The 13,772-nt window shown below is 70.8% G+C and carries 14 protein-coding genes; 11 read left to right on the plus strand and 3 right to left on the minus strand.

The window, feature by feature from the left end; translation table 11 throughout:
* Positions 1–192: 192 nt before the first annotated feature.
* Both ACQPYY_RS14255 and ACQPYY_RS14260 read left to right on the plus strand, forming a co-directional pair.
* A complete protein-coding gene (locus ACQPYY_RS14255; RefSeq protein WP_433594096.1) occupies positions 193–2,322 on the plus strand; it encodes a LuxR C-terminal-related transcriptional regulator in 2,130 nt (709 codons plus the stop codon).
* An 88-nt stretch (positions 2,323–2,410) separates the two neighbouring features.
* Positions 2,411–2,818: a hypothetical protein gene (locus tag ACQPYY_RS14260; protein WP_433594097.1), complete on the plus strand. Its 408-nt coding sequence runs from the start codon at positions 2,411–2,413 to the stop codon at positions 2,816–2,818.
* Positions 2,819–2,826: 8 nt separating this feature from the next.
* Here the strand turns inward: ACQPYY_RS14260 and ACQPYY_RS14265 are convergent, their stop codons facing one another.
* Both ACQPYY_RS14265 and ACQPYY_RS14270 read right to left on the minus strand, forming a co-directional pair.
* A complete protein-coding gene (locus ACQPYY_RS14265) occupies positions 2,827–3,636 on the minus strand; it encodes an SDR family oxidoreductase (protein WP_433594098.1) in 810 nt (269 codons plus the stop codon).
* 46 nt (positions 3,637–3,682) lie between these two features.
* On the minus strand, positions 3,683–4,759 hold the full coding sequence (locus tag ACQPYY_RS14270; protein ID WP_433594099.1) for an alpha/beta hydrolase: 1,077 nt from the start codon (positions 4,757–4,759) through the stop codon (positions 3,683–3,685).
* Positions 4,760–4,976: 217 nt separating this feature from the next.
* On the opposite strand from ACQPYY_RS14270, the gene ACQPYY_RS14275 reads away from it, so the two are divergent.
* On the plus strand, positions 4,977–5,753 hold the full coding sequence (locus ACQPYY_RS14275) for an ArsR/SmtB family transcription factor (RefSeq protein ID WP_433594649.1): 777 nt from the start codon (positions 4,977–4,979) through the stop codon (positions 5,751–5,753).
* Positions 5,754–5,841: 88 nt separating this feature from the next.
* On the opposite strand, the gene ACQPYY_RS14280 is transcribed toward ACQPYY_RS14275, so the two are convergent.
* Positions 5,842–6,603 (minus strand): 3-hydroxyacyl-CoA dehydrogenase, encoded by a 762-nt coding sequence (locus ACQPYY_RS14280; protein ID WP_357083524.1) that lies wholly within the window; start codon positions 6,601–6,603, stop codon positions 5,842–5,844.
* A 303-nt stretch (positions 6,604–6,906) separates the two neighbouring features.
* Between ACQPYY_RS14280 and ACQPYY_RS14285 the strand changes: the two genes are divergently transcribed.
* From ACQPYY_RS14285 to ACQPYY_RS14320, 8 genes are all read left to right on the plus strand, one after another.
* On the plus strand, positions 6,907–7,566 hold the full coding sequence (locus tag ACQPYY_RS14285; protein WP_433594100.1) for a hypothetical protein: 660 nt from the start codon (positions 6,907–6,909) through the stop codon (positions 7,564–7,566).
* 16 nt (positions 7,567–7,582) lie between these two features.
* Positions 7,583–8,458 carry a MinD/ParA family ATP-binding protein gene (locus tag ACQPYY_RS14290; RefSeq protein ID WP_379097667.1) on the plus strand — a complete coding sequence of 292 codons (876 nt, stop codon included), beginning with the start codon at positions 7,583–7,585 and terminating at the stop codon, positions 8,456–8,458.
* Complete coding sequence (locus ACQPYY_RS14295; RefSeq protein ID WP_379097670.1) at positions 8,455–9,123, plus strand: hypothetical protein; 669 nt, start codon at positions 8,455–8,457, stop codon at positions 9,121–9,123. The genes ACQPYY_RS14290 and ACQPYY_RS14295 overlap by 4 nt, the downstream gene beginning before the upstream one ends.
* 127 nt (positions 9,124–9,250) lie before the next feature.
* The gene (locus tag ACQPYY_RS14300) at positions 9,251–9,541 is read left to right on the plus strand and encodes a hypothetical protein (RefSeq protein ID WP_213556317.1); all 291 of its coding nucleotides are present in this window, start codon (positions 9,251–9,253) and stop codon (positions 9,539–9,541) included.
* On the plus strand, positions 9,541–9,852 hold the full coding sequence (locus ACQPYY_RS14305) for a hypothetical protein (protein ID WP_357083512.1): 312 nt from the start codon (positions 9,541–9,543) through the stop codon (positions 9,850–9,852). The genes ACQPYY_RS14300 and ACQPYY_RS14305 overlap by 1 nt, the downstream gene beginning before the upstream one ends.
* A gap of 67 nt (positions 9,853–9,919) precedes the next feature.
* The gene (locus ACQPYY_RS14310) at positions 9,920–10,747 is read left to right on the plus strand and encodes a hypothetical protein (protein WP_379097677.1); all 828 of its coding nucleotides are present in this window, start codon (positions 9,920–9,922) and stop codon (positions 10,745–10,747) included.
* Between the two features lie 64 nt (positions 10,748–10,811).
* Entirely contained in the window at positions 10,812–12,281 is a 1,470-nt protein-coding gene (locus tag ACQPYY_RS14315; protein WP_379097680.1) for a hypothetical protein, read from the plus strand.
* Positions 12,278–13,768 (plus strand): SCO6880 family protein, encoded by a 1,491-nt coding sequence (locus ACQPYY_RS14320; protein ID WP_357083503.1) that lies wholly within the window; start codon positions 12,278–12,280, stop codon positions 13,766–13,768. The genes ACQPYY_RS14315 and ACQPYY_RS14320 overlap by 4 nt, the downstream gene beginning before the upstream one ends.
* The last annotated feature ends 4 nt before the right edge of the window (positions 13,769–13,772 follow it).

The raw sequence follows: 13,772 nt of genomic DNA on the forward strand, positions 1-13,772 counted from the left end.
CGAGGGGGATTACCGGTGGGGGCCGGTGGCGGAACGAGCGGCGCGCCCGCCACCCGCACGACCGCGGGCCGGGTCGGCCCGGCGGCGACGCGAGCGCGGCCGGATGCGTCCGGCGCACACACGGATTCGGGCGAGCCACGGTCCGCCCCCGCGGTTCCGGCCATCGCGCGAGCCGGGCGGGTGAACGCCTCCGTGCCTCGGTCGAACGCGGCCGAGGCCGAGCGGTTGCGGGTGGCGCGGGTTTCGGCGGTGCTGGGCGATCACGCCTCCCTGGGCCGCGTGGCGGCGCTACTCGACCGCGGCGTGGGCGAGATCCGCGCGGTGACGGCGGAATTGGTGCGGGCCGGACTGATCGTGGGGGATTGTCGGCCGCATCCGGACATGGCGACGCTGGTGCTGCGGGAACTGCCGGAGGAGGAGCGGCGCGCGTTGCACGCGGCGGCGGCGGAACTGCTGTGCCGGGAGGGGCTTCCGGCGGCGGTGGTGGCGGCGCACCTGGTCGCGGCGGGGGATACGCGCGGGTCCTGGGCGGCGCAGGTGCTGCTGGAAGTCGCCGACCACGCCTTCGACGCGGACGAATGGGATAGTGCCGGAACCTACTTGGAGCTCGCCTATCGGGCCAGTCGCCGAGCCGACGAGCGGGCGGGGATCGCGACGAAGCTGGTCGCGGTCGAATGGCGGATCAATCCGTCCGGTCGCACCCGCAACTTCGGGCGGCTCAAGGCGGCGCTGCGCACGGGGCGGGTGCCGCGCCCGGAGCTACCCATGACCGTGCTGCAGATGCTGTGGCACGGCCACATACTGCACGCCGACCACGCCCTGCTGCGGCTGCGGCGGGAGGCGGACGCCGCGCTCGGCGATCGGCTCGAGTTCCTCGGCGCGTGGCTGCGCTACACCCACCCGGTCCAAGCCCAGCGGCACTCCTGGCTGCTCGCCGCACCGAGCGTCGGAGCGACGTCGGGCTCCCGGGCACCCGCCATCGCACACCATGACCCGCACTCGGGTGGACGCGCCGATCCCGCGGGCTCGCCGGCCGCGAAACGGTCTCCCGTTCCCCGGAGCACACCCCGCCCCGCGACGTCCGGTCCGCGTGCGCCGCAGCGTGATTCGGCACACCGGCAGGCCGCCGACCTGCTCGACGGCCTGTGGAAACAGCGTCCGCCGGAGGAGACCGCCGCGGCGGCGCAACGCATGCTGGCCCAGCACCGCCTCGCGCCCGACACCGTCGAAGTGCTGGTGGCCGCCGTGGACTGCCTGCTGTACACCGACCGCCTCGACGCCGCCGACGCCTGGTGCGCGTCGCTGCTCGCGGAGGCGACCGCGCGGCGAGCCCCGACCTGGCAGGCGCTGTTCGCCACGGCCCGCGCGGAAACACTGCTGCGCAAAGGCAATCCGGTCGAGGCCGCCGGGCACGCCGCCGCCGCGCTGAACCTGCTGCCCGCCGAACAGCTCGGGGTGTGGCTGGGCCGGGCGGTCGCGGTAATGGTGCGCGCCCTCACCGCGCAGGGGCGTCACGTCGAGGCCGCCGCCCAACTGGACCGCCCGCTGCCGCGCGCGGTGTTCGAAACCCGTTTCGCGCTGGGCTATCTGCGCGCCCGCGGCGAGCACTGCCTGGCCATCGGGCTGCTCGACGAGGCCGAACGCCACTTCCGCCGCTGCGGTCGCCTCATGACCGAGTGGGGCCTGGACTTCGCGTGGCTCGCGCCGTGGCGCAACGACCTGGCCGCGGTCAGCCTGGCGGCGGGGGAGCCGCGGCAGGCCCGCGCCCTCGCCACCCGGCACCTGGACGCGATCGGCGGGGCCGAACGGCATCACAGCGGCGGGGTGTCACTGCGACTGCTGGCCGCCACCGGCGACCCGCTGCGCCGGGTCACCCTGCTGCGCCGCGCAGCCGCCCTGGCCCGCTCCGGCGGCGACGAACTCGAATTGGCCACCGTGCTGGCCGATCTCGGGGCCGCCTACCGCGCGCTGGGGGAGGCGGATCGAGCGCGCCCGCCGCTGCGCGAGGCGGCGCGGCTCGCCGAAACCTCCGGCGCGGAACCGCTCCTGGCCCGGCTGCAGGTCGACTCCGGACCAGGAACGCGAGACACGCTGGGCGGCAGCGGCTTCGAGACCCTGAGTCCGGCGGAGCGGCGCGTCGCCGAACTGGCCGCGAGCGGGAATCGCAATCGCGATATCGCCGAAACCCTCGACATCACCACCAGCACGGTCGAGCAGCACCTCACCCGGGTGTACCGCAAACTGTCCGTCGCCCGCCGCAGCGAACTGCGATTCGCTCTGGCGGCGCGGACCGCGGCGAGCGGAAGAACCGCCACCGGCTGACCCGGATCAAGGTCGGGCATCGATTCGGGTGAACCCCGGCGGCCCCGGACGGGCACTTCTATCGTGAAGCCATCCGGAAGGGGTCGTCATGACGACAACGGACAAGATCCTCATCATCGGCGGACTGTTGACCCTCACCTACGGGACGCTGCTGGGATATCCCCTGGTCGCGCTGCGCCGGCGGGAGGGCAATCCACCGGCTCCCCGCTATCTCAACGTCGCTCACGTCGGGGCCATCCTGCAGGGCGCGCTGGTGCTCGGCCTGGTCTGGGCGGCCCGGCTGTCGGACCTGCCCGACGGCTGGAACATCACGGCCGCGTCGCTGGTGGTGGCCGCGGGCGCATTCATCGCCGCCAAGGACACCATCAACTGGCTGACCGGGGTCGACGACGAATTCGCGGACAAGGCCCGGACCATGCCACTCGGTCTGGCGGGCGCGCTGACCATGACGGTCGGTCTGATCATCTTCATCGTGGGCGACCTGGCTGCCCTCTGAACCCGCGGCTAGTGCAGCGAATCGGCCTTGCTGATCCAGCCGACGATCGCGCGCGTCATGAACGGCGGGGACAACCGCATCGACAGACCGGTCAGTTTGGTTTGTAGTCCGACCAGCACGTGCGGGCCGCGCAGCGGTCCGCGACCGGACGCGGTCCGCCACACCGCGTCCGCCACATCCTGCGGGGTCAGCCGCACCCCGAGGGCGGTCGCCGATTTCGAGCCGCGGCGCACCTCGGTCATCATGTCGGTCGCCACGAACAGGGGCAGCAGGTCGCTGACCGTGATCCCGTACTGCCGCCACTCCAGGTCGAGGGCCTCGGTGAGACTGCGAACGGCCGCCTTGGTCGCGCCGTACACGGCCAGCCCGGGCTGTCCGTAGAGCGCCGACGCCGACGCCAGGTTGATCACCCGGCTGCCCGGCGTCCGGCGCAGATAGGGGAGCGCGGCGTGGCAACCGTTGAGGACGCCCTTCACATTGACGTCCACCACGCGGTGCTGGCGATCCACGTCGATCTCGCCGAACGCCCCCGACACCAGGATGCCCGCGTTGTTGACCAGCAGATCGAGACGGCCGGTCGCCCCGGCGAAGTCCTGCAGCGCCCGATCCCAGCCCGCCGCATCGGTGACGTCGAACGCGCCGGTGATCGTGTGCACGCCGATCTCCGCGGCGGTACGGGCCACGGCGTCGGCGTCGATGTCATAGAGGCCGACCGTCCAGCCCTCCCGCGCGAAGCGGGCGGCGATGGCGCGGCCGATCCCGGCGGCCGCGCCGGTGACCAGGACCGCGGGGCGGGAAGCGCTGTCGGGCTGGGACATCGGAGCCTCTCGGATCGCGGGATCGGGCCGCCGGCGGTGCTCGCGGTCAGGCCGCGCTGCGGCCGAGGCGACCCGGATCGATCATCGCACGATGGAACTCGGCCGCGTCGCGGGCGGCGTCACGGCCGTCGGCGAGCAGATCCGCGCCCAGGTGGATGAGGGTGTGCGGCGCGCTGGGCCGGATCTGCAGGCGCAGCGACACCCCGGCCGCCTCGGCCCGGCGCGCCACCGCGAGCGCGTCGGTCAGCAGCATCTCCCGGGACCCGACCTGCAGGAGAATGGGTGGCAGACCGGTGAAGTCGTGATTCACCACCGACCACGCCGGATCCAGCTCCCCGTCCACCGCGATACCGCGGCGCACCACCATGTCCGGTCCGAGCGCGGGCAACACCGCGTCGTCGCGGCTGTTGGGGTGCGCGAGACGAGCGGTGGAGTCGAAATCGGCCCACGGCGAGGTGACCGACAGCGCCACCGGCAAGGGCAGCTCCCGCTCGCGCAGGGTGAGCGCCAGCCGCAATGCCAGCCCGCCGCCCGCGGAATCGCCGGCCACGATGATCTTCTCCGGCGGGAAGCCCTCGTCGAGCAGATGCCGGTACGCGGTGAGCGCGTCGGCGAGGCTCTCGTTGGGGTGCGCGTCGGGCAGCTGGCGGTAGTCGACGGTCAGCACCGGCAGCTCGCTCAGCGCGGCCAGGCGCGCGGTGTGGCGGCGGTAGCTGTGCAGTCCGCCCGCGATGAACGCGCCGCCGTGCAGGTAGAGGATGGCGGCGTCGCGGTCCACGCGCGGATCGGGAACCGGTGCGCTCCACAGCCATTCGGCCTCGAAGTGCTCGAAGCGCAGGGATTCGCGGCGGGTGCCGCGCGGGGTGCCCATGACCCGGGCGGGCTGCTCGGACAGCCGGGTCACCCGGAAGATCAGGTTGGCCGGACGCGGTCCCAGGTCGGCGACCCAGGCTCCGGCACGCAGGAACTGCTGGAGCGTGGTGCGCAGGACGGGGTGCACGAGCCGGGTCCCGATGCGGGCCGGGGGGATCGTCTCCACGACCACCGAGGATGCGGGGTGCACCGGGGACGCGGGATCCTCGCCCGCGGGCACGGGGTGTGAGGGCTGCGGCGTGGTCGCCACGGGCACTCCTGTCCGCGCCACGGCAGGAGGCGCTGAAGAGACAACGATGTCGGTTCGGCTGAAGGCCGTTGACCATCTTGACCGCTCGGACGCGGATTGTCATGCCCGAGAACGAAATTCCCACGAAATCAGGGGTGCGCTCCGGCGTGCGCGGCGCCCCCGTTGACATATGCAGGTAAATGCCTGCATAATTTGAGCCGTGCAACCCGAACCCGACATGGACACCGTTTTCAAGGCTCTGGCCGACGCAACTCGGCGGCAGCTGCTCGACCGGCTGCGTGAACACAACGGTCAGACGCTGCGGGAACTGTGCGAACGGGTCGCGATGGCCCGGCAATCGGTGACCCAGCACCTCGACATTCTCAAGCGGGCGGGGCTGGTCACCGTGCTACGCCGCGGCCGCGAACGGGTGCACTACATCAATCCGACCCCGATTCACGACATCGAACAGCGTTGGATCTCCGTGTTCGACCGACCCCGGCTGGACGTCCTGCGCGCCATCAAAGACCAGGCAGAGGAGTACGCCATGACCACCACCGTGCCGAACTACGTCTACGTCACCTACATCCGGGCCAGCGCCGAGCAGGTGTGGAAGGCCCTGACCGACGCCGATCTGACCGCCCAATACTGGGGACACGCGAATGTGTCCGACTGGCAGGAGGGTTCGCGCTGGGAGCACCGCCGCGTCGACGGCTCGGACAAGCTCGATGTCGTCGGCAAGGTACTCGAGGCCGACCAGCCCAACCGTCTGGTCGTCACCTTCGAGGACTCCCCGCAGGAGGAGCGCTCGCCCTCGGTGGTGACCTTCTCGATCGAGCCGCATCAGGACATCGTGCGGCTCACCGTCACTCACGAGAACCTGCCGAACCAGGAAATGCTGCAAGGCATTTCGAGCGGCTGGCCCGCGGTGCTGGCCAACCTCAAGTCGCTGCTGGAGACCGGCGCGGTGCTGCCGCAGGCGCCGTGGGAGATGGAGCCGGCGGCCTGCTCCTGATCCGGAACGCGAACGGCACCGGGCGAGCCATAGCTCGCGCCGGTGCCGTTGGCGTGTTCGCGGCGTGCCGGACGCCGCTGCCCGCTGCTTAGCGCGGGGCCATGCGGATCGCGCCGTCGAGGCGGATGACCTCGCCGTTGAGCATCGGGTTCTCCACGATGTGGCGGACCAGCGCGGCGTACTCGGCCGGGTCGCCCAGGCGCGAGGGGTGCGGCACCTGCGCGCCGAGCGCGTCGATGGCCTGCTGCGGCAGGGTCGCGAACAGCGGGGTGTGGAACAGGCCCGGCGCGATGGTCATGACGCGGATCTTGTACGAGGCCAGGTCGCGGGCGACCGGCAGGGTCAGGCCGACGATGCCGCCCTTGGACGCGGAGTAGGCGGCCTGGCCGATCTGGCCGTCGTACGCCGCGACCGAGGCGGTGTTGACGATGACGCCGCGCTCGCCGTCGGCCTCCTCGACCGCGGACATGCGCTCGGCGGCCAGGCGGATCACGTTGAACGTGCCGATCAGGTTAACGTTGATGATCTTGGAGAAGGCCTCCAGCGGGAACGCGCCCTGCTTGCCGACCGTCTTGACGGCATTGCCGATTCCCGCGCAGTTCACCGCGATTCGCAGGGTGCCGAGCGCCTGAGCGGCATCCAGCGCGGCGCTCACGTCCGCCTCGCTGGTGACGTCGCCGGGGGAGAACACCGCGCGCTCACCGAGTTCCTCGGCGAAAGCCTTGCCGTCGGACGAGGGAAGGTCGAGGATAACGACCTTCGCGCCGGCCGAGTGCAGTTCCCGCACGGTGGCCATGCCCAGTCCCGACGCGCCGCCGGTCACAACCGCGACGATATCTGCTGTCTTCACAAAACCTCCAAAATTCTTGGTCTTGTTAATGTAGATTCCGCACGGATCGCAGGGAAGACCGCCCCGTCGGCGTGGCGTTCACGAGACCGTACGAACCCTGCTACTCGCGCGCACGCGCGGATTGAACGGTGTGTCGTCCGGCGCGTCGAGTCGTTGGAATCCTGTTCATGCGAGAGAATTTCCGATCGGGACCGTTCGGACGCGGAGCCGGTGGCGACGTGGTACCGGCGGACTCACCCGGTACCACCGATCACCGACGACAACACACCGTCAGCCACGACCGACCGCCGAGAGGGTCAGACGATGCCGAGCGACGTGCCCGCAGCGGGAATGTTGAAGTCGTACAAAAAACAGTCGCGCTGGTACCCGGCCCTCGACCCGGCCGCCCCCGAACCGCCCGGTCGCGACGCGGCCGCCGAGACGCCCGCCTTCGACGAGAGCGCCGGCCCGGCCCGCTTCCCGCACTACATTCAGGACGCCGAGCCCGAGGTCGAACTGCCGCCGGTCCCCGAATCGGTGCTGCGGCACAATCGCTTCGACGGCGCCTGGTCGGACTGGATGACCGGCACCGGCGAGACCGACTCCTACACGCCGCCGCGCTATCGCGGCAACACCGTGATCGAATTCCCCACGGACAGTGGTGAACCCGCCATCCCGGCCGTCGACACCACCGCGCAGTGGCGCGAGACCTTCGAAATCCCCGAACCCGCACTCGCTCAACGCCTCCCGGATCGGCGGCTGCTCACGCTCGCCTTGCTGATCGTTGCCGTTGTTTTGCTGGCCCTCGTCGGCGCGGTTGCCCTGTATGTGCTGAATTCCCATGGCGGCTCGGCGCAATCCCTCGGCGAACCCGGCGCCGGAGCCGGTTCTCACCCGATCGCGGTCGCGGCGGCGTACAACGAAATGACGGCCCCCGCGATCATCGGCGACCATGGACCCACCGCGGGCGTTCCGGCCGGATAAGAAGAGAGCGGAGACAATGGATCAGGACTGGAGCCGCTGGCTCGACGAGGTGCCCGAAGTGGGCGAATCGTCGGGTCGTGCCGCGCGTTCCAAGACTCCGGTGGTGCGCTTGCGCAAGCGCCGTGGCGATTCCGGCGAAGCCGGACCCGCCCCGCGCCCGATTCTGGTGGTGGGCGGCTGCGGTGGTGCCGGGACGACGACCACCGCGCTCGGCATCGCGGGGGAGCTGGGCGCCGCCGGTGACCGAACCGTGGCCGTGGACGGCACTTTCGCGGGCAGCGACCTAGCGCTGCGGGGCGCTGACGAGCACTTGAGCCCGATCAGCCTGCAGGCCTGGCTCTACGGCCGCGGTGACGACGAGCCCGCGCCGCTCAAGGAGTGCCTCTCGCGGGCGACATCCGGAATCGGGCTGCTGTGGCGCGATCCCGCGCCGCTGCGCCGCCGCGCCACCTACCTGACCGTCGCCCGCGCCCTGGGGGAGTCCGGGTACACCCCGGTTTACGACGGCGGCAATCCGATCGCCAGCCGGCACCTGCGCCCGCTGCTCGAGGACGCCGATATCGCACTGGTGCTGGCGATTCCGGCGCGCGTGGACGCCGCCAACCGGCTGCGCGTCACCCTGGAGTGGCTCGACGATCAGTTCGGCGGGCAGGGCGAGGGCCCCGGCGACGGAATTGTCGGCGACACCACGATCGTCGTCTCACATCAGTTGCCGGGCAGCGATTCTCGAATCGCTGAACATTTGCGCGAGCATCTGGACGGTTGGGTGAACGAGGTCGTCGAGATACCCTATGACGCACACCTCGCGCGGGGGGAGCTGGTGCGGCACAGCGAGCTGGCCGCCGAGACACGCCGCGCGTATCGCCGCCTGCTTGCTGGAGTGGCATCATGACCGCAGCCATGAAGGAACGCCGATCCGCCGACCGGAACATCGATTCAGGGGCCGCTTCCGCGGCCGGTGTGGTGCCACCGCCGGAAGCCCGCCGCGCACCCCTGTGGGACCGACCCGTACCCGGTGGCGGCCGGGCGCCGCTGGTGTGGCTGCTCGGCGTGCACGGCGGCGCGGGCGCGACCACGCTCGCGCATGTGCTTGCGCCGGCGGCGGATTCGTACCGGCGCTGGCCCGGCGTCTTCGAGCGGGAGTCCCCGTTCGTGGTGCTGGTGGCCCGCGAGACCATCGCCGGGCTCACCCGCGCCCACGACCTGCTGCGCCAGCATCACGCCGGACTGGCCGGTCCGTGTGAGGTGCTGGGGCTGATCACCGTGGCCGCGCGCCCGGGCCGGATGCCCGCCGAGATCCGCCGCTACCGCGACGTCGTCGGTTCGCTGGCCGGTCAGGTGTGGCAGCTGCCCTGGCACGAGGAGTGGACGCTGGTCGAAGCCGACCAGTTGCCCATCTGGTCGCCCGGCGACCCGCCGCCGGTGCAGCGCAAGCGCAAACCCGATCCGTTGGAAGAGGTTACGCAGGCTGTGCGGGATCTGGGCGCGGGCATCGTGGCCGCCGCCCAGGACGCGCTCGACTCCCCCCGCGACGTGTTCACGGACCGGTGGGAGTGATCATGAACACCCTTGGATTGCATTGTGCTGGAAAGATTTCCGAAGTAGGCGCCGCCTCCGGTTGGACGGCGGGGCCGGTGATCGGCGAGATTGTTACTAGCAGTTCGCTTTTGGAGAAGGACAGACAATGAGCATGCTCCTCGCCGTACATGACGCGTACGGTCAGATCCTCGCCCAGGTCGGTAACCCGACCCCCGAGGCGCCGCCCGCGTCGGACAAGTTGCTGAAACTGGTTCGGTACTTCACCTGGTTCGTACTTTTGTCGGGAATCCTGGGCATCACCTACGCCGGTGGCCGGTTCGCCTGGGAGAAGTGGACGGGAGGCGGTTTGGAGTCCCCGAAGATGGTGGCCGGCGCGATGATCGGAGGCATCGTCGCGACCAGCGCGGGCACGATCATGAACGCAGTGATCACCTAATGCCCGCCGCGCTGGTGCCGCAGGCCCTGCACGCCGCGCTCTCCACCCGCGCGGACGCGGTGGCCGTACTGGCCTACAAACAGATGCCGGCCGATGTGCTCCGGCCGATGATGCAGCTCATCGACTGGCTGCTGTGGTGCGTCCTGCTGTTCTGCCTGGCCTGGATGATCCTGGCCGCGGGCCGGCTGTGGTACGCGTTCCGCGGCGACCTGGCGGCCAACGAGGCGACGCACGGGGTGGTGATGAGCCTGCTGGGCGCGATCATGGCGACCTCGGCCAGCGGCATCGCGCTGGCCCTGCTGCCGACCTGAGGGGCCGGTCGGCTGAATTGTCCACCCGCACACACGCTCTTGAAAACGACACCGTGGAGGCACTGCGATGAGCGAGAAGGAGTCGCCCGAGCGCGACGGCGTCTCGTTCGGCGTGATCGCCTCGGCCGCCCTGGTGGCGGTCATCCTGATCGCCGGTCTGGTGGTCTACTTCGGGCACGGCGACGCCAAGCCCAGCGCCAAGCCCGAACCCGGCGCGACGCCGGCGACCTCGGACACCGGCGCCACCGGATTCGCCTCCCCCGAGGTGGATCTGTTCGGCCGCCGCATCGACATCCCCAACAACGTGGCGGGCCAGCCCCTGCCGCAGCAATCCGGCAAGCAGCGCAAGGCCACCGACACCGACTGGCTGACCGCGGCCCCGCTGGGCATCACCGATCCGCACGGCTGGCAGCGGGTGTACGGGGCGTCGGTCCCCTTCTCCACGTCCGACGGCCCGGCTCGCCTGGAAAATGGCCTGGCCGTGGGCTATTCGCACACCCCGCAGGGCGCGGCCCTGGCGGCCGCGCAGATCACCTACCGGCTCAACGCCCGGCCCGCGGACCGGGAGCTGTACGTGCGGCAGGTCCGTGTGCCCGCCGAACAGCTCACCGCCTACGACCAGGCGCTGGCCGATCAGCGACTGCCGAAACAGCAGCCCGAGAAGGTGACCCGCTACCTGGTCGCCCCCGACGGCTTCCAGGTCGAGAACTACGCCGACGACATGGCCATCGTGCGGCTGGCCGCGCGCGGGCCCGTCGTCGACAGCCGGCAGTTGTGGGCGGCGGTGCGCCTGATCATGGTCTGGGACGCCGGCGACTGGCGGCTCAAGCCCTCCACGTCCCGGACTTCGCAGACCGAGTACGTGGATTCGCTGGCGGGGTGGACCCGTTGGTGACGACAACAGCTCCACAGGTGACAGAAGAAGATATGGCATCGCGACCCATCGAGAGGTGGACCACATGCTGAGGCGGCTAGTCACGATTCTCGCGGTCGTATTCACCGTCATGATCGCGACCCCGACGGTGGCCTACGGCCAGACCTACGGTTTCGACCAGGCCTGCAACGAATTACACGACTCCCTCGACGGACTGGGCGTGCCCGGCATCTCGCTCGGCGACGCGGCCTCGGCCGCGTGCAAGGCCGGCAATGTCGCCACCCACCCGAACGAGGTGGCCAACACCGTGCGCGACAAGGCGTGGGACTCCACCTTCGGCAAGGTCGTGGACTCGCTGATGAGTGGTCTCGGTGAGGCACTGATCCTGGCGCTCACGTTCTGGATGAAGATCCCGAACGAGAGAGTCAGCGACGCCGGAACACTATTCACCAAGATCAACGACTACACCTATCAAGTCCAGATCCTGTTCCTGATGACCTCGGTGATACTCACCGGCCTGAAACTGGCGCGAGCCAGACGCGGGGCCGCGGTCGACCAGGCCACGGACTCGTTCTGGATGTTCGCCCGCGTGGTGTTCAGCTCCTGGATGCTGGGCGCGGTGATCGTGGCCGCCACCCAGGCCTCGGACAAGTTCTCCGAGTGGGTGATCAACGACTCCACCAACGGCAATGCCAAGAACATGGCCGAGCTGATGGTGAAAACCTCCAAGCTGCAGGCGTTCTCGCCGGGTCTGGTGCTCATCATCGCCATCGTCGGCCTGCTCGGGGCGCTCGCGCAGATCGTGCTGGCCATCGTGCGCCAGGGCATGCTGGTGGTCGCGGCGGGCGTGCTGCCGCTGGCCGCCGCGGGTTCGGGCACCGGCATCGGAATGTCGTCCTACAACAAGCTGATTCGCTGGATCATCGCGTTCATGCTGTACAAGCCGGTCGCCGCGATCGTCTACATGATCGCCTTCACCACCGCGGGCGTCACCGACGACCGCACCGGCACCGCGAACCTGCCCGACGCCGACGAGGCCCAGCGCATGCTGGTCGCCATCGTGTTGCTGGGCACCGTGGCGTTCGTGCTGCCCGCGCTCATGCGCCTGGCGACCGCGGGTGAGGTGGCCATCGTCGGTTCCGGCGGTTCGGGTCTGGCCGCCACCACCGGCACCCTGGTCGGTATCGCGGCGCTCGGCGCGGTCGGCTCGCGCGCGGTGGCCCCGCGCGGGGTCGCCGGTCCGGGCGCGGCCGGATACGTCGGCGGCGGCCGGGGCGGACGGCCCCGGCCCGGTCCCGGCGGCGGCCCGGGTGGCGGCGCGCCGCGCCCGACCCCGCCGCCGCGTCCCGCCGGTGGTGGCGCGGCCGCGAGTCCTGCGGCCCAAGGGGGCGGCGGCGCAGTACCGTCAGGCGCGTCCGCGGTGGCGAGCCGGGTCGCGCAGGCCCGGGCGGCGACCGCCTCGCTGGGCAAGGCCGAATCGGCCGCGGGCGACGTCGCCGGTGACCGCTGGGCCAACCGTGCACCCGACCTCGGCAGGAGCACCATCCCGCGATGACGATGACCGACACCTACGAGCGGCGCTCGTACGGACTGTGGCAGAAGCCCCGCAGCGCCGGCCTTTTCGGCCTGCGCTGGGGCGAGACCGTGGTCGGATTCGCCGTCGTCATCACGGCGCTGCTGACGGCGCTGGTGGCCGGTCCGCAACCGGCCGCCGTGGTGGCGGGCATCGGCACGGTCGTGATGGTTCCACTGGTGTGGCGGACAGGGGGCCGCTCCGGCTACGAGAACGGATTGATGATGTTCCATTGGTTGCGCGGCCGGTCCAAGGGCGAGCACGTGTACCGGGGCGGGCGCTTCTCGCGGATCCCGGGCGGCGTCACCCGGCTGCCCGGGCTGATGGCCCCGTCGCGCCTGTACGAAGGCATCGACGCGGGCGGCTACAGCTTCGGCATGATCCACCTACCGCAGTTCGCCCAGTACACGGTCGTGCTGCGGGCCTGGCCGCAGGGCCACGAGGCCGTCGACCAGCCGGTCATCGACCGCTGGGTCGGCGCGTGGGGCACCTTCCTGGCCTCGCTGGGCCAGACCTCCGACATCGTGGCGGTGGTGCCGGTCATCGACACCGTGCCCGAGACCGGAAACCGTTTGCTCACCGAGGTTTCCGCCATCACCCGGCCCGAGGCCCCCGATCTGGCCCAGCAGGTCATGTACGAGCTGGCCACCGAGCTGCCGCAGGAACGGGTGCAGTTGCTGCCGCGGGTCGCCATCACCTTCAAGGCGACCACCGCGGAGCGGCGCAAGAATCCGGCGGAGGAGGCGGTCGAGATCGGCCGCCGTCTGCCCGGCATCTGCGCGGCGCTGGCCGAGGCGGGCGTGCGCTGCCAGCCCATGGCCGCCGACGACATCATCTCCTTCATCCGCCGCAGCTACGACCCGGCCGCGCAGGCCGACCTCGAGGTGGCCGCGGGCGAACCCGGTGGGCACGGCCTGGATTGGGCCGACGCCGGACCGGTCTCGCACGAGGAGCGCTGGGACCATTTCATCCACGACGGCGGCCGCTCGGTCACCTGGGAGATGGACACCGCTCCCGAGGGCGCGGTCGACGAACGCGTGCTGCAGCGGCTGCTCGCGCCGAATCCGGAGGTGCCGCGCAAGCGCATCACCATCGTCTACCGCCCGCACTCGGCCGGTGACGCCGCCCAGATCGTCGACGACGACTACAAGAACGCCCTCGTCGCACAGCAATCCGAGCGCGGCGTCGTGTCCGCCGCCGCCACCCTGCGGGTCGGAGCCACCCAGCAGGCCCGCGAGGAGCAGGCCCGCGGCCACGGCGTGACCCGCTTCGGCGCGTTGGTCACCATCACCGAACCGCTGCGCGGCGACCTGCCCCGCATCGAGTCCATCACCCGGGACCTGTCCACCCAGGCCCGCTTGAAGATCCGCCGCTGCTACCGCTATCAGGCCGCGGCCTTCGCGGCCTCTCTCGGCTGCGGGGTGATCCTCCCCGAACACGCCACCATCCCGAAAGCACTCGCGGGGTAACCCA

This window comes from Nocardia sp. CA-145437 (assembly GCF_050956485.1).
GTDB lineage: Bacteria > Actinomycetota > Actinomycetes > Mycobacteriales > Mycobacteriaceae > Nocardia.

Bases quoted from the DNA above. Each gene is read 5' to 3' on its own strand.
- ACQPYY_RS14315 (WP_379097680.1), top strand. From the start codon at position 10,812: ATGCTGAGGCGGCTAGTCACGATTCTCGCGGTCGTATTCACCGTCATG.
- ACQPYY_RS14320 (WP_357083503.1), top strand. From the start codon at position 12,278: ATGACGATGACCGACACCTACGAGCGGCGCTCGTACGGACTGTGGCAG.
- ACQPYY_RS14285 (WP_433594100.1), top strand. From the start codon at position 6,907: ATGCCGAGCGACGTGCCCGCAGCGGGAATGTTGAAGTCGTACAAAAAA.
- ACQPYY_RS14300 (WP_213556317.1), top strand. From the start codon at position 9,251: ATGAGCATGCTCCTCGCCGTACATGACGCGTACGGTCAGATCCTCGCC.
- ACQPYY_RS14310 (WP_379097677.1), top strand. From the start codon at position 9,920: ATGAGCGAGAAGGAGTCGCCCGAGCGCGACGGCGTCTCGTTCGGCGTG.
- ACQPYY_RS14260 (WP_433594097.1), top strand. From the start codon at position 2,411: ATGACGACAACGGACAAGATCCTCATCATCGGCGGACTGTTGACCCTC.
- ACQPYY_RS14265 (WP_433594098.1), bottom strand. From the start codon at position 3,636: ATGTCCCAGCCCGACAGCGCTTCCCGCCCCGCGGTCCTGGTCACCGGC.
- ACQPYY_RS14275 (WP_433594649.1), top strand. From the start codon at position 4,977: ATGGACACCGTTTTCAAGGCTCTGGCCGACGCAACTCGGCGGCAGCTG.
- ACQPYY_RS14305 (WP_357083512.1), top strand. From the start codon at position 9,541: ATGCCCGCCGCGCTGGTGCCGCAGGCCCTGCACGCCGCGCTCTCCACC.
- ACQPYY_RS14295 (WP_379097670.1), top strand. From the start codon at position 8,455: ATGACCGCAGCCATGAAGGAACGCCGATCCGCCGACCGGAACATCGAT.
- ACQPYY_RS14290 (WP_379097667.1), top strand. From the start codon at position 7,583: ATGGATCAGGACTGGAGCCGCTGGCTCGACGAGGTGCCCGAAGTGGGC.